Genomic DNA, 25,848 nt, shown 5'->3' on the forward strand with positions numbered 1-25,848 from the left:
GGAGAGCTAAATAGTGAAGTTTATTGGAAGGCTGATTGGAGACTAGCCCATGGGACCGACAGCCTTAGCCACCCAACTCTACGAAATCCCTCGTCCGGGAGGAACATCGGGAGCTGAATATCATCCAAACGGCGTACTTAGGCGGCTCCTGTGGTCTCCCCCCGCAACCGTCTTGCTGCACGAAGGCCCCGCAGCCGCCCCCTCGGGCGGCCGCGGAGCCTCAGCGGTCCGGTACTGTGAGCCGGCGCTACCCGGTCCGGTGGCGGCCGTGGGTAGCGATGTAGTCGGCAGCCGCGCGCTGCATCTTGCGCTGCTTGGCGAGCTGCCGGCGCAGGGCCGTGAGCTCCCCGGCAACCCGGGCCTGTTCCGTGGCGATCGCACGCTGCTCGGCGGCCTGCTCGTGCACGGCGCGCAGGGCGTCCGCCAGCAGCAGTTGCTGCTCCGCGAGGAGCTGCTGGGTCTGGAGCATCACAGGTACGATGTCGGCGGCCTCGGGCCGGTCCTCGGCCACCAAGGTCCGGGTCCGCTGGCGGGCGGCATCGGGGAAGCGGGATTCGGCGCGGTCCCGGCTGAGCACCTCGATGAATTCCCGGTCCAGGTCAACGATGCTGGTTCCGGCAGACGGCGCTGCCCCGACGGCGTCGTTCCCTGTGGTCCTGGTGTAACCCGTGTTTCCCAGAGCCGGGGCCGTAGCACCGGCCATCGCGGCCATCCCGGTATCCGGGGCGTCCCCTGCGAGTTCGGCGGGTTCCGGCCGCACGTCGACCGTGCGGCGCAGCGGGCGTTCCTTGATGAACAGGATGGCCACCAGCGCCACGAGGCCGACAACTGCGGAGATCAGGAAGACCTCGGCGATCGCGTCGCCGTAGGCGGCCCGCATGATGTCGCGGATCGGTGCCGGCATGTCCTTGAGGTCCATGCTGGCCCCCGCGGATCCGGCGGGAACCTGGATGCCGGCCGAAGCCAGCCCCTCCACGACGAGCTCCTTGACCCGGTTGCCCAGCACGGCGCCGAGGACCGAGACGCCGATCGCACCGCCGACGGACCTGAAGAAGGCCACAGAGGCGCTGGCCGTGCCGATGTCCTTGGCCTGGACCGTGTTCTGGACGGCGAGGACGAGGTTCTGCATCAGCAGGCCCAGGCCGACGCCGAGGATGGCGGTGTAGATACCGGTCATCCACAGGTCAGTGGTGTGGTCCATGCTGCCGGCCAGGCCCAGGCCGCCGATCAGCAAGATGGCGCCGGCCACGAGGTACCGCTTCCACTTGCCGGTGCGGCTGATCAGCATGCCGGAGGCGACCGACCCGATGAGGTTGCCGGCGATCATGGGCAGCGTGAGCAGGCCGGCCTCGGTGGGGGTGGCGCCGCGTGCCACCTGGAAGTACTGGCCAAGGAAGGTCGAGGAGCCGAACATGCCCACTCCGACGGCCACCGAGGCGAGGATTGCGAGGGCGGTGGTCCGCTCAGAGATGATCTTGAGCGGGATGATCGGCTGGGCGACCTTGGATTCCACCAGCACGAGCAGGCCAAGGAGCACGATGCCGCCGCCCACCATGGCGACCGTCTGCCACGACCACCAGTCGTAGTAGTCGGGATTGCCGGCGAAGGAGACCCAGATGAGCAGCAGGCTGACGCCGGACGTCAACAGGATGGAGCCGAGCCAGTCGATCTTGGCGGGGCGCTTGACGTGCTGGATCTTGAGGGTGACCTGCAGCAGGATGAGTGCGACCACCGCGAGCGGGACGCAGACGAAGAAGGTCCAGCGCCACCCCAGCGGGCTGTCGACAATGAAGCCGCCGAGCAGCGGGCCGCCTGCCGTGCCCACGGCCATGACGCCGCCCATGTAGCCGGAGTACTTTCCGCGGTCGCGCGGCGGGATCATGGAGCCGATGATGGCCTGGGCCAGGGCGGTGAGGCCGCCCATGGCGATGCCCTGGATGACACGGGCGGTCAGCAGCAGCGGGATGGTCTCGGACAGGCCGGCCATAACGGAGCCCGCCACGAAGATCACGATGCTCAGCTGGACGAGGACCTTCTTGTTGAAGAGGTCCGCGAGCTTGCCCCAGATCGGGGTGGTTGCCGCGTTGGCCAGGAGCGCGGCGGTGATCACCCAGGCGAAGTCCGTCTGGGTGCCCTTGAGTTCGGACATGATGGTGGGCAGCGCGTTGGCGACGATCGTGCTGCTCAGGATGGCGGTGAAGAACGCCGCCAGCAGGCCGGTGAGGGCCTCCATGATCTGGCGGTGGGTCATCGCCACAGGTTCTGCGGCGGTCTGGGATGCGCGGGATGCCCCCTGCGCAACGTCCGACGGGGCCGGGGACGGCCCTGTGGCGGCGGCGTGGCTAGCCATATATCTACTCCTCAACAATTTCGGTCGTATTCGTGGATCCGGCCGTCGTTGCCCGGGCTGAGGTCCTGAGGGACTCAGCAAGTTTTTCGAGGGTGCGCGCCGTCAGTTCGACGTCATCCTGGCTCCAGTCCTGCAGCAGGTCCTGGATGGTGGCCGTCCGCTGGTCCTCGATGACACGCAGTTTCTCCGTGCCGGCGGCGGACAGCGCGATCAGCTGCGCGCGGCCGTCTTCCGGGTCCGGCCGGCGGACCACATAGCCGTGCTCTTCGAGGTCGGCGATGTGCCGGCTGAGGACCGGGGCGCTGACGCCGAGCCGCTCCGCAAGATGCGTGGCCCGGGATTCGCCCTCCCCCACAAAGCGCAGAACGCCCTGAAGCGCCACTCCGGTGTCCTGCCCGCGCAGACTGGCGGCGGCAACGCAACGGACCGCGCGCTGGAGATCGAAGATCTGGTACACGAGTCTGGCTGCAGCGTTGGATTCAACTGACATGATGGACACCCCTCTTTTGTTTGCCCTAGGCAACTATATACGAAAATGGTTACTTCGGGAAACTAACTCTCTCGTGGGGGTGCCGCGCGGCCCCGAAAGCCCCTTAAATAGCAAACGCGGACCGGCCGGGCCTGCCCCTCGCGGTGAGGGGCAGACCCGGCCGGTCCGCGCTGTGCAGCTGCTGCTGTGGTGTTGGTCCGGCTACGTGGCCAGGTGGGTGGGGCCGAACATCTGGAGCAGCGTTTCGACGACGACGACGTTGGGGCCGTCCGCGGCGAAGCCCGCCTTCAGGGCGTCCCCGACGTCCTCCGGAGGAACCCGGACAGCCGGGACGCCGAAGGACTCTGCCAGCTTGACGAAGTCGGGGCGGGCGAGCTCCGTGGCCGTGGCCTTGCCGAAGGCGCCGACCATGTATTCGCGCAGGATGCCGTAGCCGCCGTCGTCCACAATGAGCCAGGTGACCGGGACGTTGTGCTGCTTCGCGGTGGCGAGCTCGGAGATGGAGTACATCGCCGAGCCGTCGCCGGAGACGGCCAGCACTCTGGCGTGTCCGGCAGATGCGCCGGCGGAAGTGCCGGTGGTTTCAAGCCCGACGGCGCCGCCGATCGCCGCGGGGAAGCCGAAGCCCAGCCCGCCGGCGCCCTGCGCGGAGTGGAACTGGCCGCCGCGGGCATCCCAGCAGCTCCAGCCCCAGTAGGCCGAGATGGTCATGTCCCAGAACGTCTGCATGGCTGCGGGAACGGCCTCGCGGATGTCGGCCATGAACTTCAGTTCCTTGCCGAGGTCCTGGGACTCGAGCCGGGCCTTGACCTTGGCCAGGGTGTCCTTGACGAGCACCTCGGGAGCCGTGCCGTGCCAGTCGGCGCGTTCGCCGTGCGGTTCAGTCAGGGCTGCGTCGAGGGCGGCCAGGGCCTGGCCGGCGTCCGCCCGGATGCCCAGTCCCGGGCGGTTGGACTCCAGGACGCGGGGCTCGGCGTCGATCTGGATGATCCGGCCGCGAGGTTCAAAGGTGAAGTAGTTGGAGGTGACCTCGCCCAGGGAGGAGCCGATGACGATCAGCACGTCGGCATCCTCGAGCACCTCCGTCATGTACTGGTCTTCGATCCAGGACTGCAGGGAGAGCTCATGGCTCCACGGGAACGCGCCGTTGCCGCCCGGGGTGCAGATGACCGGCGCCCGCAGCTTCTCCGCAATCGAGAGCAGCGACTTTTCGGCATGGCCGCGGCGGGTGCCGCCGCCGGCGATGATGGCGGGACGTTCCGCCGTCGAGAGCCATTTCACGGCTTCGCGGACCAGCTCCACGCGGGGCGGGTTGTCGGCCGCTTCGGCGAGGGCGTCCTCCACGGGAGGCACCATGATGGGGTCCAGCAGGACGTTCTGCGGGATTTCGAGCCACACGGGGCCCTGCGGCGAGGAGATCGCCTCGGTCCAGGCATCCTGGATGGCCGAGGGGATGCCGGAGGCGTGCTGGATCAGCCGCTGGGACTTGGTGACGTTCGCGGCCGAGGCCTTCTGGTCATCGAGCTGGTGCAGCATGCCCTTGCGCCGGGCACCAAGGCCCTCGAGCGGGATCTGGCTGGCCACGACCACCATGGGAACTCCGGTGGCGTAAGCCTCCTGCAGCCCGGCCAGGGACGTCAGCGCGCCCGGACCGGTGGACAGGAACAGCACGCCGACTTCGCCGGTGGCGCGGGAGTAGCCGTCGGCGGCGAAGGCCGAGTTGTTTTCAACCCGGGAGGAGACGAAGTGCAGGTTCCCGCGGCCCATCGCGTCGAACAGGCCCAGGGCGTGCTGGCCCGGGATGCCGAAGACCGTCTTGGCGCCGAGCGCCTCAAGGGTCTCGACGACGAGGTCCCCGCCGTTGCGCACGCCGGTCATCGCGAAGCCACCGGCGATGCCACAGGGGAGCCGATGCCGGCGGGGCGGTGGGATTCCTGGCCGAGGGCCTGGGCAGCGTAGCCGTTCGGGCTGCCGAAGCGGTCCCCTTCGACGGCGCGGTCCGCCATCAGTGTCACGAGTTCGTAGGCGACGTGGCTTGCCGCCACACCGGTGATCTCGGCGTGGTCGTACGCCGGGGCGACCTCGACGACGTCGGCACCGACGAGGTTCATGCCGCGGAACCCGCGGATGATTTCCAGCAGCTCGCGGCTCGTGATGCCCCCGGCTTCCGGTGTGCCGGTGCCCGGGGCGTGCGCGGGGTCAAGGACGTCGATGTCCACGGAGATATAGAGCGGGCGGTTGCCGATCCGGTCCCGGACCTTGGCGACCGTCTCCAGGACGCCCTGGTAGTAGACGTCGGCGGAGGTGACGATGCCGAAGCCGAAGCGGTGGTCGTCGTCGAGGTCCTTCTTGCCGTAGAGCGGACCGCGGGTGCCGATGTGGCTGATGGCCTCGGTGTCCAGGATGCCTTCCTCGACGGCGCGGCGGAAGGGTGTGCCGTGGGTGTACTCGGCGCCGAAGTAGGTATCCCAGGTGTCCAGGTGCGCGTCGAAGTGCAGCATGGCAATGGGGCCGCCGGCGCGCTCGGCGGCGGCGCGCAACAGCGGCAGGGCGATGGTGTGGTCGCCGCCGAGGGTAACGAGCTTGCTGCCCGACGCCGTCAGGTCCAGGGCGTTCTGCTGGATGGTTTCGATGGCGTCGTTGATGTTGAAGGGGTTGACCGCCATGTCGCCGGCGTCGGCAACCTGGATGTTCTCGAAGGGGCTGACGTCCCAGGCCGGGTTGTACGGCCGCAGCAGGCGGCTGGCCTCGCGGATGTGGTTGGCCCCGAAGCGGGCGCCGGGGCGGTAGGAGACGCCGGTGTCGAACGGCACGCCGACCACCGTGACGTCTGCCTTGGCCACCTGGTCCAGGCGCGGCAGGCGGGCATATGTGGCAGCCCCGGCGTAGCGTGGGACGCGGGATGAATCGATAGGGCCAAGGTTGCCATTGGCCTCGATGCGCAGCTCTTCCAAAAGAAGCCTCTCCTTCGAGGATTGACCGACGGTTGTGACAGCCATCATACACTCGAAGTTTCGTATTGCGCATCATTTGTTTACCAACCACTTCAGGCGATGGCCGACGCGCCCCGCTCCCCCGTGCGGACGCGGACGGCGTCGCGCACCTCGATAATCCAGATCTTGCCATCGCCGAAGCGGCCCGTGCGCCCGCCCTCTTCAATGGCAGCCATGACGGCGCCGAGGGCGCCCTCGTCGACCAGGACTTCGAGCCGCACCTTGGGCAGCAGGTCCGAGTTGTATTCGGCGCCCCGGTACACCTCGGTATGGCCCCGTTGCCGGCCGTAGCCGCTGGCCTGGCTCACGGTCAGGCCGTTGACCCCGGCCCGCTCCAGGGCCGCGCTAACGGCCGCGACCCGCTCCGGCCGCACAATCGCCGTGACGAGCTTCATGACGATACCCTGCCGCGGACGGCCTCACCCTCGGCCTCGGCTTTGGTCCCGGCTGGGACTTCGGCCTGGGTCCCGGCCGGGGTCCCGGCGTGGGCCTCGGCCGCATCAGTCCGGGCATGCGGGTCACCGGGGTGGAAGCTGCCGCCGACCATGAGGAGTTCATACGCCGTTTCGGCGTGCTCCGTCACGTCAATGCCGGAGAGCTCGTCGGCCTCGGAAACGCGCATGCCGATGCTCTTGTGGATCGCGAAGCCAATCAGCGTGGTCATGGCGGCGCTCCATGCCGTGACGATCAGGGCGGTGAGAATCTGTGGCCAGAACTGCGCCAGGCCGCCGCCGTAGAACAGGCCGCCGGCCGTCTTGGTGGACGGAAGCGCGAAGAATCCGAGGGCCAGGGTCCCCCACAGGCCGCCGACGAAGTGCACGGCCACGACGTCCAGGGAGTCGTCGAGCCCGATCTTGAACTTCAGCCCGACGGCGAGCGCGCAGACGGCACCGGCGATCACGCCGATCAGGATGGCGCCGATGGGGTCGATGAATCCGCAGGCCGGGGTGACCGCCACGAGTCCCGCGACGGCTCCCGAGGCGGCGCCGAGCGAGGTGGCATGCCCGTCGCGAAGCCGCTCCACGAGCAGCCAGCCCAGCAGGGCGGCGCTGGTGGCGAGCAGCGTGTTGGTCCAGGCCAGGGCGGCCGTGGCGTCGGCGGCGAGTTCCGAACCGGCGTTGAAGCCGAACCAGCCGAACCAGAGCAGCCCTGCGCCGAGCATCACGAACGGCAGGTTGTGCGGACGGATGTTGGGGTCTTTCATGAAGCCGAGCCGCTTGCCCAGAACCACGGCAAGCATGAGTCCGGCAATGCCTGCGTTCATGTGGACCACCGTGCCGCCGGCGAAGTCGAGGGCCGAGATCTTGCTGCCGATGATGCCGGTAGGTCCGAAGATGCCGCCGCCCCAGACCCAGTGCGCGATCGGCGCGTAAACGAGCGTGACCCAAAGGGCCGCAAAGAGGAGCCAGGGGCCGAACCGGACGCGCTCGGCCACCGCGCCGCTGATCAGTGCGACGGTGATGATGGCGAACGTGGCCTGGAAGCCGACGAAGATCATGTCCGGCAGGCCTGCCGCCTTGGAGCCGATGCTGGTGGTCAGCCCGCTCAGGCCGAAGTTGGTGAAGGGATCCCCGACGAATCCTCCCAGCGCATCCGGGCCGAATGCCAGGCCATAGCCCCACAGGGCCCAGACGACGCCCACAACGCCCATGGCGCCGAAGCTCATCATCATGATGTTGAGGACGGACTTCATTCTGACGAGCCCGCCGTAGAAGAACGCAAGACCGGGGGTCATCAGGAGGACCAGAGCGGATGCCGTGAGCATCCACGCGGTCGATCCGGGGTCAAGGACCTGCGGATCCGTTGTCATTCCTACTGCAAGCACAGAGAACTTCATAGCGGGAGCCTTCCTCGAGTGCCGGCGCTCCGAGGGCGCCGATGCGGCGAGACCATGTGACGTTTGGGACTGACGAGCGTCCCCCGCCGTTGACGCTACTCACGGCGTGTTTCGGGAAGGCTTTCCCATTCTTGCGGGCACGTTACGTGCCGGCTCCGGGCATTAAATTGCCGTTTCCGGCAGATTGCCGGGATGTGACGTACATCTCACCACGGCCGATCTCACCAAGAAAAGGGAGGTCAGCTGTACTTGAGGGTGAGCAGCAGGCGCTTGAGCTGGCTGTACTGCTCCGTGGTCATCCAGGCTTTGGCGGCGTCGACAGAGGCAAACGCCGGGCTGCCGAAGAGCACATTGGCTTCCGCCCCGCCGTTGGCGAAGCTGACGTAGGCGGAGCCGGAGTCAGAGACCGCGGACGCGAAGTCGCGTTGCTTGCGCACGCTCATGTGGAAATCGGACTGGTCGGCAAGGGAATCGAACGCGAAGCCGAAGGCCAGCTGTTCGCCGTCCACATCTTTCAGCCCCGGCACCGGGGCGGTGTCCAGCACGGTGCGGGCCACCGGGCCGGAGGCGTTGCTGGCGCTGGTGCTGCTGGTGATGGAAGCCAGTTCGTTGCCGGTGGCGTCGGCGATGACCGCCTGCAGGCCCCGCAGCTTGGCCGCGTTCCCGGGCGAGCCCACCAACCGGACGGACCAGCTGCTCGGATAGGAGAAGGAGAGGTGCCCGTCCGGGAAGGTGAAGGTTTTCACGCCGGCCACCGCGCTGGCCGTGGCCGTGGGTGCGGCCGGGACGGGCGTAGCGGAGGCGCTCGGGGCAGCCGAGGGCAGGGCCGAAGCGGCGGAGGAGGCGGTCGTGGCGGCCGCGCCGGATTCCTGCTGCGCCGGGGCCGCGGTTTCACCGGCGGGACCGCTTGCCGCTTCGCCGGCCCGCTGGCCCGGGGCGGCGCACGAGCTTAGGCCAAGGGCGGCCGCGAGCGCGGCGGCCACGGCCAGGGACGGAAAGACGTGGTTGCGGTTCATGGATCCCCCAGTTGATGACGCGAGCGGCTTCGGCTCGTCCTGTGTATCTCCGGCCTGCGCCGTGCGGATACTTTTGCGGTGGTTGCGGATGCGTTCATGCCCTCAGCGGCTGGCGGCGGGCACGAGCACCCACAGCACCTCGACGGCGTCGTCCGTGGGATTCACCCACGTGTGCGGTTCCCGGCCGGGAAACGTCACGGTGTCCCCGGCGCTGAGCTCGAATTCCTCATTGGTGAGGATCAGGCGGATGCTGCCCTTGACCACATGCAGGACGTCGACGTCGCAGTCCACGGCATAGAGCTCGGACTCGCCGCGCCCGCGCGGCTCGATCACGGCCTGGATGATCTGGACGCGGCGCTCGGAGCGCGCGGTCAGCAGCCGCTCGACGATCCCCTCGCCGCCGAGGGAGATTCGGGGGCCCTCATTCTGCTTCGTGAGGTGCGTTTCGGGTGCGGCGAAGAGGTCGCCAATGGAGATGGACAGAACCTGGCACAGCGTCACCAGGGAGGCAACCGAGGGCGAGGTGAGATCCCGCTCGACCCGGCTCAGGAATCCCTTGGTGAGCCCGGTGGCGTCTGCGACCTGTTCAATCGTGAGCCGCTGGGACTGTCTGGCCGCGCGGATCCGCGAACCGATGGCAACGGGAACATTGCTCGGTTCAACTGGTAGAGCCTTCATTTAGGAACCTTTCACGGCCGGCCGCTTGGCCCCATCATTGGAGCAATCCTAGCGGGAGCGGGCCTTCGTGACGCGGAGGCGGCGGCACCACGCCCTGCGTCTTGACTGTTACCGGCGTCACAACATACCCTTTGGCAACATGTGTTGCCTATTAGGCAATACGGGGGGTTCCGACGGAAATCCTCCTCTAACCACTTCCCGCAGCAGCGGCCTTGCCGAACATACTGTTGAGGCCCGGCAGGCCCGCATCCGCTGTCAACCAGCTCCAAGGAGCCTTTATATGGACGCAACTTTCGTCAACATCGCAATCGTGGTGGTGTACCTGGCCGCCATGCTGGCGTTCGGATGGTGGGGCAAGTCCCGCACTAAGAACAATAGCGACTTCCTCGTCGCCGGCCGCCGCCTCGGCCCGTTCCTCTACACCGGAACCATGGCCGCCGTCGTCCTGGGCGGTGCCTCGACCGTCGGCGGCGTGGGCCTGGGCTACAAGTTCGGCATCTCCGGCATGTGGCTCGTCGTCGCAATCGGCGCCGGCGTCCTGCTGCTGAGCCTGCTCTTCGCCAGCACCATCCAGAAGCTGAAGATCTATACCGTCTCCCAGATGCTGACCCTGCGCTACGGCAGCAACGCCACGCAGACCTCGGGCATCGTCATGCTTGCCTACACGCTGATGCTCTGCGCCACCTCCACGGGCGCCTACGCCACCATCTTCGTGGTGCTCTTCGGCTGGGACCGCGCCCTCGCGATCGCCGTCGGCGGGGCCATCGTGCTGGTGTACTCGACCATCGGCGGCATGTGGTCCATCACGCTGGCCGACCAGGTCCAGTTCGTCATCAAGACGGTCGGCATCTTCTTCCTGATGCTGCCGTTCACGCTCAACGCCGCCGGCGGCCTCGACGGGATCCGCAGCCGGGTGGACGCCACCTTCTTCCAGATCGACGGCATCGGCGCCCAGACGATCATCACGTACTTTGTGGTCTACACCCTCGGCCTGCTGATCGGCCAGGACATCTGGCAGCGTGTGTTCACCGCCAAGACACCTGAAGTTGCCCGCTGGGGCGGCGCCACGGCCGGCATCTACTGCATCCTCTACGGCGCTGCCGGCGCCCTGATCGGCCTCGGCGCCCGGGTGGCCCTGCCGCAGATCGACGTCAAGGCCCTGGGCAAGGATGTCGTCTACGCCGAGGTCGCCACCCACCTGCTGCCCATCGGCATCGGCGGCCTCGTGCTGGCCGCCGCCGTCGCTGCCATGATGTCCACCGCCTCCGGCGCCCTGATCGCGGCCGCCACCGTGGCCCGCGCCGATGTGCTGCCGTTCGTTGCCGGCTGGTTCGGCAAGACGGTCAACACCGATGACACCGACAACCCGGAACACGACGTCAAGGCCAACCGCATGTGGGTCCTGGGCCTGGGCGTCGTGGCAATCGTGATCGCCATCGTCACCAAGGACGTTGTCGCGGCCCTGACCATTGCGTACGACATCCTGGTTGGCGGCCTGCTCGTGGCCATCCTTGGCGGCCTGGTCTGGAAGCGCGGCACCGGCGTCGCCGCCGCGGCGTCCATGGCGGTGGGCTCGGTCATCACGCTCGGCACCATGATCATCCTGGAAATCAACGCCGAGGTTCCGCTGGACGGCATCTACGCCAACGAGCCCATCTACTACGGCCTGGCGGCTTCCGCAGTCGTCTACATCGCGGTCTCGCTGCTGACCAAGCCGACGGATCCCGCGGTCATGCAGAACTGGCGCCGGCGTGTCGCCGGCGGCGCGGCCGAGGAAGAAAAGGTCCCGGCCCTCACGCACTAGGGCCCAGGCCCGGCAGGGTCTAGACCGCAAGTCATATCCGCGAGTTAAAGGTCGACGGCGGCGCTCCCCTTTCGGGGGCGCCGCCGTCGGCCTTTAGGCACCTTAACGGGCCGCGGGAGGATCACTCATTTTCCTCCGGCGCAAGGAATTCCTCACCTTCCACGGGCACCACCGGCTTCTCGTCGCCCAGGAAGTCTTCCGCGTCCAGGGGAACGAGCCGGTCGGCCTCTTCGAGAAGCTCCTCGTCCTCGGTCTCCGCGGCATCACTGACGGGCGCGTCCTCGGCGTAGTCGTAGGCGGGATCGGACTCGAGTGACTCCCGGGCCGGCTGGATGGGATGTGATGCGGCGCTCTCCATGATGCAACCTCCATGCGGCTTCGGTGGCGGCAAGGCCCCGGGGAGCCCGCCCTGGGTTTCATTCGAACACCGCGGACCCGGGCGGTCAAGGGCTCACAATTGCCGCCGGAAAGCGGCTGCGGGCGGGCCCGCCGGAGCCGGGCAGTTACGGCCTCCCTAAACTTTCCACTGAGGATTGCCAGCCGGAAAAGCGCGGAAATACGGGGTAGTCTGGAGTCGCAATGGGGCCGGACCATGCCCGACCAAACCCAGGAGTTTTTCGTGTCTCAGCACACCGAATCGGACCGAAACGATTCTTCGCAGCACCACCCGACACAGCCCTCTTCGGTCCGCGATACGGACCCGCGCCCTGCCTCGCCGCACGCTTCTGCTGCCCCCGGGGCGGCTCCCTCCACTGCCGCTCCGGTCAGCGCACCGAGCCCCTCGCCCGCAACAGACGCGAGCGCAGCGCCCAGCGCAGCGGACATCAAGCGCTGGCGACAGTATCTCGCCGATGAACGTGCCGAGGCGGCCGTCTACCGGGACCTGGCGCAGAACCGCGCCGGGGAGGAGCGCGCCATCCTGCTGGCGCTGGCCGAGGCCGAGGGACGCCATGAAGCGCACTGGCTCCAGTTGCTGGGCGATCACGCCGGCAAGGACCGGCATGCCTCACTCCGGAGCCGGTTCCTGGGCTTCCTGGCCCGGCACTTCGGCTCGGTCTTCGTCCTGGCCCTGGCCCAGCGGGCGGAGAGCCGCTCCCCGTACGCCACCGAATCCTTCGCCACCCCGGCCATGGTCGCCGACGAGCAGATCCACGAAGAAGTGGTCCGCGGGCTGGCCACCCGGGGCCGCAACCGGCTGGCCGGAACGTTCCGCGCCGCCGTCTTCGGCGCCAACGACGGGCTGGTCAGCAACCTGTCCCTCGTCATGGGCATGGCGGCCTCGGGCGTGGGCAGCCAGGTGGTACTCCTCAGCGGCGTCGCCGGGCTGCTGGCCGGCGCACTGTCCATGGGGGCCGGCGAGTTCATTTCCGTGCGGTCGCAGCGGGAGCTCCTCGCCGCGACCCGACCCACCCAGATCACCTTGGCGGCGGCGCCGCTGCTCGATATCGAGCACAACGAACTCCTGCTCGTCTACCTGGCCCGCGGCATGTCCCGGGAGGCCGCCGAGCACCGCGTCGCGGAGCGGATGGGCCTGCTGGACTGCGACTGCGATCCCAGCCTGTCCCTGCGTCCGGAACTGCCCGAAAGCGAGGACCAGCACGAGGCGGTCGGCACCGCCTGGGGCGCGGCGGCGTCGAGCTTCTGCTTCTTCGCCTCTGGCGCGATCGTGCCCATCATTCCCTTCCTGCTGGGCATGACAGGACTCGCCGCACTGGTGGTTTCCGCGTCCCTCGTCGGCTTGGCGCTGCTGCTTACCGGCGGCGTCGTGGGCCTGCTCTCCGGTACCTCGCCCGCCACCCGTGGCCTGCGCCAGCTGGCCATCGGCATGGGTGCCGCGGGCGTGACGTACCTGCTGGGCATGGCCTTCGGCGCCGTGGTTGGCTAGTGGACGGCCCTGAATTTCGGGACCGCGGACCTCGGCACAGCCGGCGAGCCACCGCGCTGCGGATCATCAGGAACCTCGCCGCCGCCGCGGTGATCGCCGCCGGCGCCTTCCTCACCGCCGGACTCGTCTACGGCGATCCGAGGTTCACGGGCCTCTTCGAGGTCTCCCGAGGAACGGGGAACAACGCAGGGCACAGTGCAGAAAACAAGGCAGGCAGTGACCTGCAGGCACAGCCGCAGGCCGGCCAGAAATCCGGCCAGCCTGCCGTGCCGGCCGGCGAAGACCGGACGGACACTCCCCCGCCCGGGCTCGAGGAGCAGGACCACCCCCTCGGCGCGGCCCGGAAACCGGAGGCCGCCAGCACCTCGTACAAGTTCCTCGCAACGAATGACGACGGCACTCCGGTGGGTTACTCGCCGTGCCGCCCGCTGCACTACGTCATCAATGCCGCCCTGGCCCCGCCGGGTGCCGAGCGGCTCGTGGACGACTCGATCCGGACGATCTCCGAGGCCACCGGGATCGCCTTCATCAATGACGGCCCCACGTCCGAGGCCCCCTCGCCCACACGTGCGCCCTACCAAAGGGATCTCTACGGGGACCGGTGGGCGCCGCTGCTGATCGCCTGGACCACCCCGGAGCAGGCACCGCAGCTCAAAGGCCCGGTGATCGGCACGGGCGGAAGCACACACTTCAGTTTCGGCGACGGCCCCAAAAGCTTCGTCACCGGCAGCCTGGAGCTGGATGCCCCGCAAATCGCGGAAGACCTGGACCGCTCCGAGGGAGCGGCCTATGCCACGGCCGTGATCCTGCACGAGCTCGGCCATGTGATGGGCCTGGAGCATGTCGATGACCCGGCCCAGCTGATGTACCCCGAGATCGGAGCCCCGGACGGGCTTGCCGCCGGCGACCTGAACGGACTCTACGAGCTCGGCCACGCCCAGTGCCGCAAGGATCTCTGACCCCCTAGCGCTCCAGCGCCTCAAGGGCTTCTTCGACCGTATCGACCAGGAAGATCCTTCCCTCCATCCGGCGCCCGGACGCCAGGCTCTGCAAGAGGGGCCAGGCCGGGAATCGCCGCAGCCAGTGCTCGTGCCCCACCAGGACCATGGGAGTGACGGTTTCCGGGGCGGCGTAGTAGTTCTCGCAGGCGTCCTGGAAGATCTCCTGGACCGTGCCGCCCGAACCCGGCAAAAAGACGATCCCGCCGTTGCACAGTTCAAGCAGGATGGCTTCCCGGATGGCATTCGCGAAGTATTTGGCCACATGCGTGGCGAAGAAGTTCGGTGGTTCATGACCGTAAAACCATGTGGGAATCCCCAGCGACGGCACACCCTCCGGGTGGCGTTGGGCGACCGCCGCGGCCGTCCGCGCCCAGGCGGCCACCGACGGGCGGAAGGACGGCACCGCCGAGAGGTCGGCCAGGGCCCGCCGGAAGTCCGGTTCGGTGGCCTCGCTGAGGAAGGCGCCAAGATTGGCGGCCTCCATGGCCCCGGGGCCGCCGCCCGTGGCCACCACCCGGCCGCTGCGGGCCAGCAGCCGGCCCAGCAGCGCGGCGCCCTCAAAGACGGCGGTGCCGCGGCGGGCAATGTGCCCGCCCATGACCCCCACCATCGTGCGGCCGGCGCGGAGATAGGTGCCGGCCAGTTCGTCGAGTGCCACGCCGATCGAGTGGTCATGCAGGGCGGCGGCCAGTGTCGCATCCAGACGGCGGCGCTGGCCCGGCCGGATGCTCCACTGGTACACCCGCGCGTCGAGCGTGTCCTCGTAGGGTGAGGTGGCGATCCCGGAATAGAGTTCCTGCGGCGTGTACAGCTGCCCGCGGTAGGGGTTGAACGGCACGGCCGTGAGCCGGGGAAAGATGAGGGCGCCCCGGCCGCGCAGCAAATCCTCCACACCGTCGTCGAACCTGCAGCCCAGGAAGACCGCGCCCTGGGCCTCAAGCGCCGTCAGCTGGGCCCGGCGGCCCCGCAGGTCCAGCGACTGGACGTGCCAGCCGTGCATGCTGCGCGCCCCCGCCGCGACCAGCCGGTCGAAACCGGCAAGGCTCTCGACCTCCAACGTGCGGGGGCTGGGGTGAAGGCTGCGGGCGGCGCTCATGGAGCCAGCCTAGACCGTGGCCAAGCTCCCCCGTGGCGCCATCACTCCTGGTGGCCATTCCGGGATCTTGAGGCCCAAAAGTGATAGCGCAACGGGGGTCCGTGCAGGTTAGGAGACCTGGAGGCCGCCGTTGATGTCATAGGTGGCCGCGGTGATGTAACCGGCGTCCGGGCCGAGCAGGAAGGCGATCAGGGCCGCCACTTCCTCGCGGCTGCCGACCCGCCCCATCATGATGCCCTCCGACATCTGTGCCTTGCGTTCCTCGCTCAGGGTGCCGCCCATGATGTCGGTGTCGATGGGGCCGGGGGCGATGGCGTTGACCGTGACCCCGAACTCGCCCACCTCGCGGGCCAGGGCGCGGGTGAATCCGATGATCCCGGCCTTGGAGGCGCTGTAGGCGACCTTTGAGTAGGTGCCGCCGCCCCGCTGTGCCGAAATCGAGGAGATGCTCACGATCCGGCCCAGCTTGCGCTCGATCATGCCCTTGAGCACGCGCTGGGAAACGATGAAGGATCCGCGCATGTTGATGGCGAAGACCTTGTCCCATTCCTCGACAGTGGTGTCCATGAACGGCGTCGGGGAACTGATGCCGGCCAGGTTGGCCAGCGCGACGATCGGGGGCAGCGAGCCCTCGATCTCGGTGATGGCCCGGTCAACCGACGCGGCGTCGGAGACGTCCGCACCGACGCCGACGGCCTTGACCGCACGGTTGGAACCGATTTCGGCCGCAGCGGCGCTGGCGTCCTCGGCATTGATGTCCAGGATTGCGATGGACCAGCCCTCGCTGGCCAGGCGGTCGGCGGCGGCACGGCCGATGCCGCGGGCTGACGCGGCTCCGGTCAGGACCACGGTGCGTTCAGTGGGGAACGGGGTAATTGATGTCATGACGAAGATTCCTTCGGGGGTTCGGATCAGGATACTTTGGCCGGGTCGACGGCGGCAGCCGCTGCGACCGCTGGGTCAAGGCCGGCGTCGCCTTCGGGGCGCCGGCGGGCGTACAGGTAGGTGGCCACGGCCGTGATGCACAGGCACAGGGACAGGAACAGGAGCCCGCTCTGGTTGCTTCCGGTGGCGTCCTTGAGGAGGCCGACCGCGTACGGGGAGATGAAGCCGCCGAGGTTTCCGAGGGAGTTCACCAGGGCCAGCCCGGAAGCGGCAGCCGCACCGGTCAGCGCCGCGGAGGGCATCGAGAGGAAGGGGGCGATCGCTCCGTAGATCCCCATGGCGGAGAGCGTCAGGCCGACCATCGCGAGGAACGGGTTGACCGGCAGCAGGTAGCCGGCGGCCACGAGTCCGACGCCCGCCAGCACCATGCTGACCGAGGCGTGCCAGGCACGCTTGCCGGTCCGGTCCGCGCGCTTGCTCCAGAAGTAGACGAATACTGCGGCCACGGCATAGGGGATGAAGACGATGAAACCGACCTCTGCCGTGGAGAACTTGCCGAGGGCCGCGACGATGGTGGGCATCCACAGGCCCAGGCCGTAGATCCCGCACACCAGGCCGAAGTACAGGGCGGAGTAGACCAGGGTGCGCTTGTCCTTGAGCCCGGCCATGAAGTTGTGCTTGCCCGACTGGGACTTGGCGGCCAGTTCGGCGTCCATGGTGGCGGTGAGCCAGTTGCGCTCGTCGGCTTCGAGCCATTTGGCGTCCCGCGGACGGTCAGTCATGAGGATGGGCGTCAGCAGGCCGAGGGCGATCGCCGGGATGCCTTCGATGATGTAGAGCCACTGCCAGCCCTGGAGGCCCATGACGCCGTCCATCTGCAGCAGGAGCCCGGATACCGGGGCGCCGAGCGCATTGGATACGGGCTGGGCAAGGATGAAGATGCCCAGCACCGTGACGCGCTGCGCGGCAGGGAACCACAGTGTCAGGTAGAACAGGATCGCCGGGAAGAACCCGGCCTCGGCGGCACCGAGCAGGAACCGGACGATGTAATACGTGGTTTCACCGTTCACCAGGCACATGGCGGTGGCGAAGATGCCCCACGTGATCAGGATGCGGGCCAGCCATTTCCGGGCTCCGAACCGGTACATGCCGGCGTTGCTGGGAACCTCCAGGAGGGCGTAGCCAAGGAAGAAGATGCCGGCGCCCAGACCGTAGGCAGCGGAGTTCAGGCCGATGTCCTCGCTCATGGTGAGTTTGGCGAATCCGACGTTGTTGCGGTCCAGGTAGGCAACGAAGTAGAGCAGGACAATCAGGGGCATGACGCGGCGGCGGACCTTGCGGAGCGTGCGGTCGCCCAGTTCGCCGAGTCCGAAGGACTTGGGGGCTAATGAAGTCATCATCGACCTTCTTAAGTGTTTTCCTGCCCTGCGGCTGTGCCGGGTGAGGAAAGCGGTGGATTGGGGTGGTCATCCTGCCCGCCTGGAAGCGCGTGCTGCAGGATTCTTGTTGAGTCAGATGTCAGACATCTGATTCAGGAACTAGCCAAAATCTTAGGATGTGATTCGGATTACGTCAAGAGTCCGGAGGCGGACGTCAGGACTTGGCGCCCCGGACGTAGCGTTCGTAGTCCGCATTGGTCTGGTCCATGTGCTCATCCATCGCCTGCCGCGAGCGCTCGGCGTCGCCGCTCAGAATGCTGTCCAGGACCCGCTGGTGGTAATCGATGGCATGCTGCTGGATCACCTCGACGGCCGACGTTTCGCGCCGGGTCACGTACAGCAGCTGGCCCAACTGGGCGAACAGGGCCCGGACAAAGGGGTTGCCGGACGCCTTCAGGACGGCGTCGTGGAAACCAATGTCCGCCTCCACGAAGCGGTCCAGGTCGCCGGAGGCGTGGAAGCGCTTCATATCCGCGATGCACTCGCGCATGCGCTCGGCCTGCTCCGGGGTATAGCGTTTGGCGGCGAGCGCCGCGGCCCCGGTCTCCACCATCCGTCGCATCTCAATCAGTCCCACCGAGACCTGGTCGGCCGCATTGCCATGGGAGGCTGCCTTGAAGATCGCGTCCAGGCCGGTCCAGTTGTCCGTGGGATTGACGAAGGTTCCCCGGCCGGCCTTCACATAGAGGATGTTTTGCGCCCGGAGAGCTTTGAGGGCCTCACGCACGGTGAGCCGGCTGACGCCGTAGGCCTTGGCAATGTCGGCCTCGGGCGGAATCGGGTTGTGGGGCAGGAGCTTTCCGTCAAGGATTTCGGTCAGCAGGCCGTCGACGAGATCGTCGACCAGTGTCCTGCGGCCCATCCCAGTTCCCACCTTCAGTCTCGTTTCGTGCTGCCATCCACATTACCCATGTCCGGGTGCGCAGCCATGTAGGCGTCGAGCTTGGCCAGCGTCTGCTCCAGGTTGGCCGGATGGCGGCGCAGGTAGCCGGCCATCCGGAGCAGGCTCTTGCCGCGGACCTGCCGCGCGTCCCATTGCTCGGTGACCAGGGTGCCAGCGGTGCCGTCCTTGCCCGTGGATGGTTCAAGCAGGTAGCGCCACACGTGGCCGTAAAAGTGCCGCCATGCAATCCGGTGGCCTTCCTCGAATTCGCAGACGGTATTGAGGATCTTGTAGTTCACCCGCATGTTCATTTGCATGCCGAACCTGGCGCGGAGGTACAGGCGCCGTGGCCCGCGCGGCTGGGTGCCCTTCACCGTGTCCGAGCCGTCGATCACGCTGTGCAGGGCAGGCGTGGCGAGCACCTCGAAGATGGCTTCGGGGGCTGCGGCGATGTACCGGCTGCGGGACACGAGATAGCGGGGATTCATCTAGTAATCCTAGTCCGCGATCGTGTTGCAGAATGAGGCATGCAGACTTCCCGCAACCCCCTTCGCGGTCGGCCGCGCATCGGCGTTCCCGTCCGCCTCAGCAGTTCCTCCGATCCCGACCCGCGCGTGGCGGAAGCCAACGCATTGTTCGAGTACATCGTGGAACTGCTGCGCGAGGGCGGCGGCGAACCGGTGCTGCTCGACGCTCCGGGGCCCGACGACGGCGGCCTCGCCGCGGCGATGGCCTGCCTTGACGGCGTCGTCCTTCCCGGCGGCGGCGACCTCGACCCCGCCCTCTACGGCGAGCTGCGCGGTGACGTCTGCTACGACGTCAGCCCTGCCCAGGACGCGCTGGATCTCGCCGTGGCGCGTCTTGCGATCGACGCCGGGCTGCCTGTGTTCGGCATCTGCCGCGGGCATCAGCTGCTCAATATACTTTACGGCGGGACGCTCATCCAGGACATGGCGCCGGGGACGGTGGCGCACCGCGAGCCCGCGCCGGTGCACGGGGCCGGCCCGTGGGCCTGGCATGAGGTGGCGGTGCGGGCCGGCTCCAGGGTGGCCGCGCTCTACGGCGGCGGTTCCGGTGCCGTGAACGTGAAGATCGCCTCCGGCCACCATCAGGCTGTGGCCCGGGTGGCCGGAGGATTGCGGGCGACGGCCGTGGCCGAGGACGGGACCGTCGAGGCGCTGGAGGATCCGGAGCGCTGGGTGGCCTCGGTCCAGTGGCACCCCGAGGCCCTGGAGCTCCCGGCCGGGGAACGGCTCGCGCCCTTCCGGGCCTTCGTCGAGGCGTGCCGCGCCCGGCCCTGAGCCGGACGCCCCGGGCCGTGGTCAGCTGCCGACGCTCACCGTCACCTTGACCGGGGCACCGGTGGCCAGCGATTCCTGGGCGGCATCGGCAACCCGGGAGGCCGCGACGGCGTCTTCCGGAGTGCAGGGATTCTCCCGGCGGCCAAGGATCAGGTCGACGAACGCCTCCATTTCGGAGCGGTACGCCGTCTCGAACCGCTCGGCAAACGTCAGGTGCGGCTTCCCCGCGGGGAAAGCGATCCCCGCTTCGGCGGAGGCCATGGCCGTCTTGTCGTCCAGGCCCACCATCAGCGAGCCGCGGGAGCCCTGAATTTCCAGCCGGACATCATGGCCCGCCCCGTTGTAGCGGGTCGCCGAAACCGTTCCCACGGTGCCGTCGTCGAACGTCACCACCGCGAGGGCCGTGTCCACATCGCCGGCCTCACCGATGGCCGGATCCCCGTTGTTGGAGCCCTTGGCGTAGACCTCGACGATTTCGCGGCCTGTGAGCCAGCGCAGGATGTCGAAATCGTGGACCGAGCAGTCACGGAAGAGCCCGCCGGAGCTGGCCAGGAACTCGACCGGGGGCGGCGTCATGTCGCACGTGACGGCGCGCAGGGAATGGATCCAGCCGAGCTCGCCGGCCTGGTAAGCGCGGCGGGCTTCCAGGTAGCCGGCGTCGAACCGGCGCTGATGCCCGATCTGCACCACGCCGTTCCGGTCCCGGATGTAGTCGAGCACCGGCAGGGCGTCGGCCACGTTCAGGGCCACGGGCTTTTCGCAAAACACCGGGATCCCGGCGTCCACGCCGGCCTTGATGAGCTCGGGGTGGGTCCCGGTTCCGGTGGCGATGACCAGGCCGTCCAGCCCCGAGGCCAGCAGCGCCTGGACCGAGGGCAGGAATTCGGCACCGAGACCGCTTGCCACCGTCCGGGCGTGCTCTTCGGCGACGTCAGTGAGGCGGAGACGGACACGGATCCCTTGTGGGTTCAGGACCTCGTTGAGGGCGGCGATGTTGTTGGCGTGCATGACCCCGATCCGCCCAACGCCGGCGAGTCCAAGGATTACGTCTTTCATACTTCCACTCTCATGTTTGGTGCGGGCACGGTGAACGCCGCACGGAAGGCCTCCAGGGCCGCATAGCTGTCGCCACTGGCCCACGCTTCCATGCCCACGGTTCCTTCGTAGCCTGCGTCCGCGAGCGCCCTGGCCACGGCCGCGTAGTTGATTTCCCCGGTTCCGGGTTCGCAACGGCCTGGAACGTCCGCCACCTGGATTTCGCCGAGGTATGGCAGGGCGGTCCGGACGAGCTCGACCAGGTTCCCCTCCCCCATTTGGGCGTGATAGAGATCCAGCATGAGCCTGGCGTTCGGGTGCCCGGCAGCCTGCACGAGCGCCAGGGTGTCCTTGGCCCGGGCCAGCGGGATGCCGGGGTGGTCCCGGATGGTGTTGAGGTTCTCGAGGCAGAACGTCACCCCGTACTTCTCACCGAGCTTCCCGAGCCGTTCCAGGGTCCGGGCGCCGGTGGCCCACATGTGTCCGCTGGAGCGGTAGACAGGCCGGGCCGCGTGGCCGTCGACGAGTTCCGCCGGGTGGACCACCAGCCGGCTGACGCCAAGTTCCAGGGCGGTGGGGATCAGGGACTCGGCGGTCCGCACCACCTCGTCCGCCGTGTCCGGATCCACGAGGCTGCCGGAGCTGTATCCGGTCATGGAGGAGAACACCGCCCCGGTGGCCTTGAGCGCGCCGATGTCCTTGGGCCGCGAGTCCCAGAGTTCGACGTCGAAGCCGGCCTCGTGGAGCCGCCGCACCCGCTCCGTGAACGGCAGGTCCGTAAAGACCATCTCAGCGCACACGGCGAGCCGCATCAGAGGACCACGTTCTCGTTGACGGCCACTGTGTTGACCGTTGCCGGGGTCCCCCGCTTGACGGACTCAATGCAGGCCAGCGCCACGGCCAGTGCGCGCCGGGCGTCGCTGGCTCCCGGAGTGAGAGTGAAGGGCTTCGACTCCGGAGCGGTGCCGTCACGCCGGGCGCGCACGGCGTCGGCGAAGTCCGCCAGCTCGTCTGTGTAGGCCTGCCGGAAGAGCTCGACGTTCAGCCGTGGGGTGTCGGCGGACATCCCCTCGGCGGTGAACCGGCGGGCGGCGGTTTCGGTAGCGCGGCCGGCCTGGACCATGCCCTTGGAGCCGAAAACCTCGCCGCGGATGTCGTAACCGTACAGCGCGCTGAAGTTTGCCTCGGCGACGGCGATCGCACCGTTGCTGTAGCGGATGGTCACGACGGCGGTGTCCAGGAACCCCTGGTCCCGCAGTCCCGGCTCCACAAGCGCGTCCGCGACGGCGTAGACCTCCACGGGTTCGGCGCCTTCGTTGAACCAGTTCAGGGTGTCGAAGTCGTGGATCAGGGTTTCGAGGAAGATGGTCCATGCCGGGATCCTTGCGGCGTGGCCGATGCTCCCCGTGCCCGGGTCCCGGGTCAGCGAACGAAGCAGTTGCGGCTGCCCCACGATTCCGGCGGTGATGTCCTTCTTGGCCGCCTGGAAGTCTGCGGCGTACCTGCGGTTGAAGCCGATCTGGAAGTGCACCCCGGCGGCGTCGACGGCGTCAAGGGCGGCGTCGAGCTCCTCGAGCCCCTGACCGGCGGGCTTCTCGCAGAAGACGTGCTTTCCGGCCGCTGCGGCCTGGCCAATCAGGGAGGAATGGAAACGCGCGGGGCTGGCGATGACGACGGCGTCAATCGCCGGGTCGGCCAGGAGGTCAGCGGCGTCGGCGGTCACCTTCGTGGTGCCCAGGGCGCCAGCCAGCGCCCCGGCGGATTCCAGGTTCGGATCCGCGATGGCGGCAAGGACGGCGCCGGGGACCCGGCGGGCAATGCTCTCGGCGTGGAAGGCGCCCATCCAGCCCGAGCCGATCAGCCCGATCCGCACGGGCAGGACGGCGTCGGAGGCGTTGCGGTTGAGGTAAGCCAAAGGCTTGTCCTTTCAGGAGTTGGGGCGGCGGTTACCCGTAGGTCTTGCCGGTGGTCTGGGACACGTCGGCGACTTCGCCCTGGACTTCTTTGACGACGTCGCTGTGGCCGCCGAGTTGTTCGAGTTCGTGGGCGAGTTCGGCGAGTTCTGCGCCGCCGGCCATCTGGGCGGTGAGCTCGTCGAGGGTGATGTCCTTCTTGTCGTAGTAACCGATCGATTTGCCGCGTTTGAGCAGCAGGAACCGGTCCCCGACGGGGAAGGCGTGGTGCGGGTTGTGGGTGATGAAGATGACGCCGAGGCCGCGGTCGCGGGCCTGCAGGATGTAGCGGAGCACCACGCCGGACTGCTTCACGCCCAGCGCCGCGGTGGGCTCGTCCAGGATCAGGACCTTCGCGCCGAAGTACACGGCCCGGGCGATCGCGACGCACTGGCGTTCACCGCCGGAGAGCTGGCCGATGGGCTGTTCGACGTCGCGCAGGTCGATGCCCATCGCGGCGAGTTCCTTGAGCGTGATGTCCTTCATCTTCTCGACGTCCATGCTCTTGAACGGGCCGAAGCCGGACGTGAGCTCCGAGCCGAGGAAGAAGTTCCGCCAGATCGGCATCAGCGGCACCACGGCGAGGTCCTGGTAGACCGTGGCGATCCCGACATCGAGGGCGTCCCGGGGGGAGCTGAACTTCCGCTCCTGGCCCATGATCTTCAGTGTTCCGGCGTCGTGCTGGTGCAGGCCGGCGATGATCTTGATCAGCGTGGATTTGCCCGCACCGTTATCGCCCAGCACGCAGGTGACGCGGCCGTTGTCCACCGCCATGGTGACCTCGGAGAGGGCGATGATGTTCCCGTAGTGCTTCCCGACCCCGTCGAGGGAGAGCAGGTGCACCGGGGTGTGGGTGAGCGGGTCTTTTTCGTTCTGCAGCAGGGTCTGCTGGTCGATCTCTTTGGCATTCATGGTTCCGGGGCCCCTTCTACTTCAGTTCCGCGCGGCGCTTGACGATGAGGTTGACGATGGTGGCCAGCAGCAGCATCAGGCCCAGGAAGAACTTGAACCAGTCCGGGTTCCACTGCGCGTAGACGATGCCCTTGTTGGCCATGCCGAAGATGAACGCGCCGATCGCGCCGCCGATCGCCGAGCCGTACCCGCCGGTGAGCAGGCAGCCGCCGATCACCGCGGCGATGATGTAGAGGAACTCGTTGCCCACGCCCTCACCGGACTGCACGGTGTCGAACGCGAAGAGGTTGTGCATGCCCAGGATCCAGGCGCAGAACCCCACGGCCATGAACAAACCGATCTTGGTGGCCTTGACCGGCACGCCCACGGCGCGGGCCGCGTTCGCGTCCCCGCCGACGGCGAAGATCCAGTTCCCCACCCGGGTCCGCATCAGCACCCAGGTCGCGACCGCGACGAGCGCGAACCAGTAGAACACGGTGATCTTGATGTCGACGCCGCCGACGCTCACCGAGGAGGCGAACACCGCCCGGGCCGAGGCGAAACCGTCCATGGTCGAGATCGAGGGCGAGGACACCGAGCCGCCGATCAGCCGGGTCAGGCCCAGGTTCAGGCCGGTCAGCATCAGGAACGTGGCCAGGGTGACGATGAAGGACGGCAGCTTGGTCTTGATCAGGATCCAGCCGTTGATGAACCCGACGGACAAGGAGACCACCAGGGCCAGGCCGACGCCGACCCAGACGTTCGTGGTGAAGTACCAGCTGAACAGCGACGCGGTCAGCGCCGAGGTGATCACGGCGACGCCGGTGGAGAGGTCGAACTCCCCGCCGATCATCAGCAAGGACACCCCCACCGCCATGATCCCGATCGTGGAGGACCCGTACAGGATGGTCGCCAGGGCACCGGGCTGGGTAAAGGTCGGGGACACCAACGCGAAGAAGATGAAGAGGACGATCGCGCCCACCAGGGCACCGACCTCGGGACGTCCGAGCAACTTCTGGAACGGACTGCGCTTGGCGACGCGCTCATCGGGCGCCGGCGACTTTGTCTTGGTCTGGGTGATGGTCATGATAAGTCTCCTTGCCGCCGGGCCGGCGCGAACCGGCCCGGCCAGCGGGCTGTTAGCGGACGCCCTGCTGGGCGAAGGTCAGGACATCGGCCGCATTGGATTTGTCGATGACCGCCGGGCCTGTCAGCACAGGCTGGCCGCCGCCGATCTTGAAGCCGCCGCGCTTGTTCTGCCAGATGGCGTCAACGGCTCCGTAGCCCTGCAGCCACGGCTGCTGGTCCACGGTGAACAGAACTGCACCATCCACGATCTTCTGGGCGAGCTCCGCGTTGAGGTCGAAGCTGGCAACCTTGGCAGAGCTGCCGGCGTCAGTGACCGACTTGAGGAGGGTCAGGGTGATGGGGGCGCCGAGGCCGATGATGACGTCGGCGTCCTTGGAGGCCTGAAGCTTGGCAGTCGCGGTGGACTGAACGGAGGTCATATCCTTGCCGTCGACGTAAAGGATCTCCGTTCCGGGAACCTTCGCCTTGACGCCCGCGCACCGTGCTTCAAGTCCCACGTGGCCCTGTTCCTGAATCACGCAGACCGGGTGCTTGTAGCCGTCCGCGGCCAGCTTGGTGCCCACGGCCTGACCGGCGAGCTGCTCGTTGGAACCGAAGTGGGTGAATGCTCCGAGCTGGGAGGAGACCGATTCGCCGGCGTTGAGGCTCACAATCGGTATGCCGGCGTCGGAGGCCTTCTTCAGGACGTCCTTGAGGGCTTCGGGCTTGGCGAGCGTGACCGCGATGCCGTCGACCTTCTGGTCGATGGCCTGCTGAATGAGCTGGGCCTGGCGCCCGGCTTCGGGATCGGACGTATAGAGGAGCTCAACGTTGTCCTTTGCCGATGCCTCCTCGGCGCCTTTGCGAACAATATCCCAGAAGGTGTCACCGGCTGCGGCGTGCGTGATAAGGGCGACCTTGATGCGGGAGGTGCTGGCTGCCTGGCCTCCGCCAGCCGCATTGCCTGAGTCTGCGGGCTTGCCGCCGGTGCTGGAACACGCGCTCAGGGCCAGCATGGGTACAACGGCCGCCACGAGGGTCGCCTTCCGCCACGAGAACTTGGTCACGATCAATCTCCTTTGATTCCGGGCCACGCCGGCCGCTTCATCGCGTCGGTCCATGAGCCATCTACAACCGATCATGGTGACTCCAATCACAGTTGTCAATAGTTTGTCCTGACATTAGGATGTTTGGACGTAACGAAGTGGGGTCGGAATGTCGCATTCGCAGAGCTTGCCGGGCCA

General features: G+C 67.7%; 24 protein-coding genes. 4 read left to right on the forward strand and 20 right to left on the reverse strand.

Going from position 1 to position 25,848, the window contains the following annotated elements; translation table 11 throughout:
- Positions 1–247 precede the first annotated feature (247 nt).
- The 8 genes from ARTB_RS16845 to ARTB_RS16880 all read right to left on the reverse strand — a co-directional run bounded on the left by ARTB_RS16845 (position 248) and on the right by ARTB_RS16880 (position 9,364).
- Positions 248–2,350, reverse strand: a complete 2,103-nt coding sequence (locus ARTB_RS16845; RefSeq protein WP_439954144.1) for an MDR family MFS transporter — start codon at positions 2,348–2,350, stop codon at positions 248–250.
- A gap of 4 nt (positions 2,351–2,354) precedes the next feature.
- A complete protein-coding gene (locus tag ARTB_RS16850) occupies positions 2,355–2,840 on the reverse strand; it encodes a MarR family winged helix-turn-helix transcriptional regulator (protein ID WP_028275631.1) in 486 nt (161 codons plus the stop codon).
- A 201-nt stretch (positions 2,841–3,041) separates the two neighbouring features.
- Complete coding sequence (locus ARTB_RS16855; RefSeq protein WP_243181569.1) at positions 3,042–4,718, reverse strand: thiamine pyrophosphate-binding protein; 1,677 nt, start codon at positions 4,716–4,718, stop codon at positions 3,042–3,044.
- The gene (gene speB, locus ARTB_RS16860; protein ID WP_243181570.1) at positions 4,715–5,794 is read right to left on the reverse strand and encodes an agmatinase; all 1,080 of its coding nucleotides are present in this window, start codon (positions 5,792–5,794) and stop codon (positions 4,715–4,717) included. The genes ARTB_RS16855 and speB overlap by 4 nt, the downstream gene beginning before the upstream one ends.
- 92 nt (positions 5,795–5,886) lie before the next feature.
- Positions 5,887–6,228: a P-II family nitrogen regulator gene (locus ARTB_RS16865; protein WP_028275628.1), complete on the reverse strand. Its 342-nt coding sequence runs from the start codon at positions 6,226–6,228 to the stop codon at positions 5,887–5,889.
- Positions 6,225–7,670, reverse strand: a complete 1,446-nt coding sequence (locus ARTB_RS16870) for an ammonium transporter (protein ID WP_243181571.1) — start codon at positions 7,668–7,670, stop codon at positions 6,225–6,227. Before ARTB_RS16870 ends, ARTB_RS16865 begins: the two co-directional genes overlap by 4 nt.
- A gap of 239 nt (positions 7,671–7,909) precedes the next feature.
- Entirely contained in the window at positions 7,910–8,686 is a 777-nt protein-coding gene (locus ARTB_RS16875; RefSeq protein ID WP_243181572.1) for a hypothetical protein, read from the reverse strand.
- Between the two features lie 102 nt (positions 8,687–8,788).
- Positions 8,789–9,364, reverse strand: coding sequence for a helix-turn-helix domain-containing protein (locus tag ARTB_RS16880; protein ID WP_028275626.1), 576 nt, complete (start codon positions 9,362–9,364; stop codon positions 8,789–8,791).
- 280 nt (positions 9,365–9,644) lie between these two features.
- Here ARTB_RS16880 and ARTB_RS16885 point away from each other — a divergent pair, with 280 nt between their 5' ends.
- The gene (locus ARTB_RS16885; protein WP_243181573.1) at positions 9,645–11,168 is read left to right on the forward strand and encodes a sodium:solute symporter; all 1,524 of its coding nucleotides are present in this window, start codon (positions 9,645–9,647) and stop codon (positions 11,166–11,168) included.
- 121 nt (positions 11,169–11,289) lie between these two features.
- Here the strand turns inward: ARTB_RS16885 and ARTB_RS16890 are convergent, their stop codons facing one another.
- The gene (locus ARTB_RS16890; RefSeq protein ID WP_243181574.1) at positions 11,290–11,526 is read right to left on the reverse strand and encodes a hypothetical protein; all 237 of its coding nucleotides are present in this window, start codon (positions 11,524–11,526) and stop codon (positions 11,290–11,292) included.
- 234 nt (positions 11,527–11,760) lie between these two features.
- Between ARTB_RS16890 and ARTB_RS16895 the strand changes: the two genes are divergently transcribed.
- Together ARTB_RS16895 and ARTB_RS16900 are read left to right on the forward strand one after the other, a co-directional pair.
- The gene (locus tag ARTB_RS16895) at positions 11,761–13,053 is read left to right on the forward strand and encodes a VIT1/CCC1 transporter family protein (protein ID WP_028275623.1); all 1,293 of its coding nucleotides are present in this window, start codon (positions 11,761–11,763) and stop codon (positions 13,051–13,053) included.
- Positions 13,053–14,012 carry a matrixin family metalloprotease gene (locus tag ARTB_RS16900; protein WP_243181576.1) on the forward strand — a complete coding sequence of 320 codons (960 nt, stop codon included), beginning with the start codon at positions 13,053–13,055 and terminating at the stop codon, positions 14,010–14,012. Before ARTB_RS16895 ends, ARTB_RS16900 begins: the two co-directional genes overlap by 1 nt.
- Positions 14,013–14,016: 4 nt before the next feature.
- On the opposite strand, the gene ARTB_RS16905 is transcribed toward ARTB_RS16900, so the two are convergent.
- The 5 genes from ARTB_RS16905 to ARTB_RS16925 form a co-directional block, all read right to left on the reverse strand.
- Positions 14,017–15,150 (reverse strand): LOG family protein, encoded by a 1,134-nt coding sequence (locus ARTB_RS16905; RefSeq protein ID WP_243181577.1) that lies wholly within the window; start codon positions 15,148–15,150, stop codon positions 14,017–14,019.
- A gap of 108 nt (positions 15,151–15,258) precedes the next feature.
- Positions 15,259–16,035, reverse strand: coding sequence for an SDR family NAD(P)-dependent oxidoreductase (locus ARTB_RS16910; protein ID WP_243181578.1), 777 nt, complete (start codon positions 16,033–16,035; stop codon positions 15,259–15,261).
- A gap of 26 nt (positions 16,036–16,061) precedes the next feature.
- Positions 16,062–17,435: an MFS transporter gene (locus tag ARTB_RS16915; RefSeq protein ID WP_372702868.1), complete on the reverse strand. Its 1,374-nt coding sequence runs from the start codon at positions 17,433–17,435 to the stop codon at positions 16,062–16,064.
- Positions 17,436–17,628: 193 nt separating this feature from the next.
- Positions 17,629–18,336 carry a FadR/GntR family transcriptional regulator gene (locus ARTB_RS16920; RefSeq protein ID WP_243181579.1) on the reverse strand — a complete coding sequence of 236 codons (708 nt, stop codon included), beginning with the start codon at positions 18,334–18,336 and terminating at the stop codon, positions 17,629–17,631.
- A gap of 14 nt (positions 18,337–18,350) precedes the next feature.
- Positions 18,351–18,845, reverse strand: coding sequence for an SRPBCC family protein (locus ARTB_RS16925; protein WP_028275618.1), 495 nt, complete (start codon positions 18,843–18,845; stop codon positions 18,351–18,353).
- Between the two features lie 39 nt (positions 18,846–18,884).
- Between ARTB_RS16925 and ARTB_RS16930 the strand changes: the two genes are divergently transcribed.
- The gene (locus tag ARTB_RS16930; RefSeq protein ID WP_243181580.1) at positions 18,885–19,658 is read left to right on the forward strand and encodes a gamma-glutamyl-gamma-aminobutyrate hydrolase family protein; all 774 of its coding nucleotides are present in this window, start codon (positions 18,885–18,887) and stop codon (positions 19,656–19,658) included.
- A gap of 21 nt (positions 19,659–19,679) precedes the next feature.
- Here ARTB_RS16930 and ARTB_RS16935 read toward each other — a convergent pair whose 3' ends face one another.
- The 6 genes from ARTB_RS16935 to ARTB_RS16960 are packed head-to-tail and all read right to left on the reverse strand — an operon-like array spanning position 19,680 to position 25,671.
- A complete protein-coding gene (locus tag ARTB_RS16935; protein ID WP_243181581.1) occupies positions 19,680–20,714 on the reverse strand; it encodes a Gfo/Idh/MocA family oxidoreductase in 1,035 nt (344 codons plus the stop codon).
- Positions 20,711–21,505: a TIM barrel protein gene (locus ARTB_RS16940; RefSeq protein ID WP_243181582.1), complete on the reverse strand. Its 795-nt coding sequence runs from the start codon at positions 21,503–21,505 to the stop codon at positions 20,711–20,713. Before ARTB_RS16940 ends, ARTB_RS16935 begins: the two co-directional genes overlap by 4 nt.
- On the reverse strand, positions 21,505–22,608 hold the full coding sequence (locus ARTB_RS16945; RefSeq protein ID WP_243181583.1) for a Gfo/Idh/MocA family oxidoreductase: 1,104 nt from the start codon (positions 22,606–22,608) through the stop codon (positions 21,505–21,507). Before ARTB_RS16945 ends, ARTB_RS16940 begins: the two co-directional genes overlap by 1 nt.
- 31 nt (positions 22,609–22,639) lie before the next feature.
- Positions 22,640–23,557: an ATP-binding cassette domain-containing protein gene (locus ARTB_RS16950; protein ID WP_028275614.1), complete on the reverse strand. Its 918-nt coding sequence runs from the start codon at positions 23,555–23,557 to the stop codon at positions 22,640–22,642.
- A gap of 16 nt (positions 23,558–23,573) precedes the next feature.
- Positions 23,574–24,623, reverse strand: coding sequence for an ABC transporter permease (locus tag ARTB_RS16955; protein WP_028275613.1), 1,050 nt, complete (start codon positions 24,621–24,623; stop codon positions 23,574–23,576).
- A gap of 52 nt (positions 24,624–24,675) precedes the next feature.
- The gene (locus tag ARTB_RS16960) at positions 24,676–25,671 is read right to left on the reverse strand and encodes a substrate-binding domain-containing protein (protein ID WP_028275612.1); all 996 of its coding nucleotides are present in this window, start codon (positions 25,669–25,671) and stop codon (positions 24,676–24,678) included.
- Positions 25,672–25,848: the final 177 nt, after the last annotated feature.

It is taken from the genome of Arthrobacter humicola (assembly GCF_022803015.1).
Taxonomy (GTDB): domain Bacteria; phylum Actinomycetota; class Actinomycetes; order Actinomycetales; family Micrococcaceae; genus Arthrobacter; species Arthrobacter humicola_A.

Coding starts and splice junctions, on each gene's coding strand:
- ARTB_RS16845 (WP_439954144.1), bottom strand. CDS start 2,350: ATGGCTAGCCACGCCGCCGCCACAGGGCCGTCCCCGGCCCCGTCGGAC.
- ARTB_RS16850 (WP_028275631.1), bottom strand. CDS start 2,840: ATGTCAGTTGAATCCAACGCTGCAGCCAGACTCGTGTACCAGATCTTC.
- ARTB_RS16855 (WP_243181569.1), bottom strand. CDS start 4,718: ATGACCGGCGTGCGCAACGGCGGGGACCTCGTCGTCGAGACCCTTGAG.
- ARTB_RS16865 (WP_028275628.1), bottom strand. CDS start 6,228: ATGAAGCTCGTCACGGCGATTGTGCGGCCGGAGCGGGTCGCGGCCGTT.
- ARTB_RS16870 (WP_243181571.1), bottom strand. CDS start 7,670: ATGAAGTTCTCTGTGCTTGCAGTAGGAATGACAACGGATCCGCAGGTC.
- ARTB_RS16875 (WP_243181572.1), bottom strand. CDS start 8,686: ATGAACCGCAACCACGTCTTTCCGTCCCTGGCCGTGGCCGCCGCGCTC.
- ARTB_RS16880 (WP_028275626.1), bottom strand. CDS start 9,364: ATGAAGGCTCTACCAGTTGAACCGAGCAATGTTCCCGTTGCCATCGGT.
- ARTB_RS16885 (WP_243181573.1), top strand. CDS start 9,645: ATGGACGCAACTTTCGTCAACATCGCAATCGTGGTGGTGTACCTGGCC.
- ARTB_RS16890 (WP_243181574.1), bottom strand. CDS start 11,526: ATGGAGAGCGCCGCATCACATCCCATCCAGCCGGCCCGGGAGTCACTC.
- ARTB_RS16895 (WP_028275623.1), top strand. CDS start 11,761: ATGCCCGACCAAACCCAGGAGTTTTTCGTGTCTCAGCACACCGAATCG.
- ARTB_RS16905 (WP_243181577.1), bottom strand. CDS start 15,150: ATGAGCGCCGCCCGCAGCCTTCACCCCAGCCCCCGCACGTTGGAGGTC.
- ARTB_RS16910 (WP_243181578.1), bottom strand. CDS start 16,035: ATGACATCAATTACCCCGTTCCCCACTGAACGCACCGTGGTCCTGACC.
- ARTB_RS16915 (WP_372702868.1), bottom strand. CDS start 17,435: ATGATGACTTCATTAGCCCCCAAGTCCTTCGGACTCGGCGAACTGGGC.
- ARTB_RS16920 (WP_243181579.1), bottom strand. CDS start 18,336: ATGGGCCGCAGGACACTGGTCGACGATCTCGTCGACGGCCTGCTGACC.
- ARTB_RS16925 (WP_028275618.1), bottom strand. CDS start 18,845: ATGAATCCCCGCTATCTCGTGTCCCGCAGCCGGTACATCGCCGCAGCC.
- ARTB_RS16930 (WP_243181580.1), top strand. CDS start 18,885: ATGCAGACTTCCCGCAACCCCCTTCGCGGTCGGCCGCGCATCGGCGTT.
- ARTB_RS16935 (WP_243181581.1), bottom strand. CDS start 20,714: ATGAAAGACGTAATCCTTGGACTCGCCGGCGTTGGGCGGATCGGGGTC.
- ARTB_RS16940 (WP_243181582.1), bottom strand. CDS start 21,505: ATGCGGCTCGCCGTGTGCGCTGAGATGGTCTTTACGGACCTGCCGTTC.
- ARTB_RS16950 (WP_028275614.1), bottom strand. CDS start 23,557: ATGAATGCCAAAGAGATCGACCAGCAGACCCTGCTGCAGAACGAAAAA.
- ARTB_RS16955 (WP_028275613.1), bottom strand. CDS start 24,623: ATGACCATCACCCAGACCAAGACAAAGTCGCCGGCGCCCGATGAGCGC.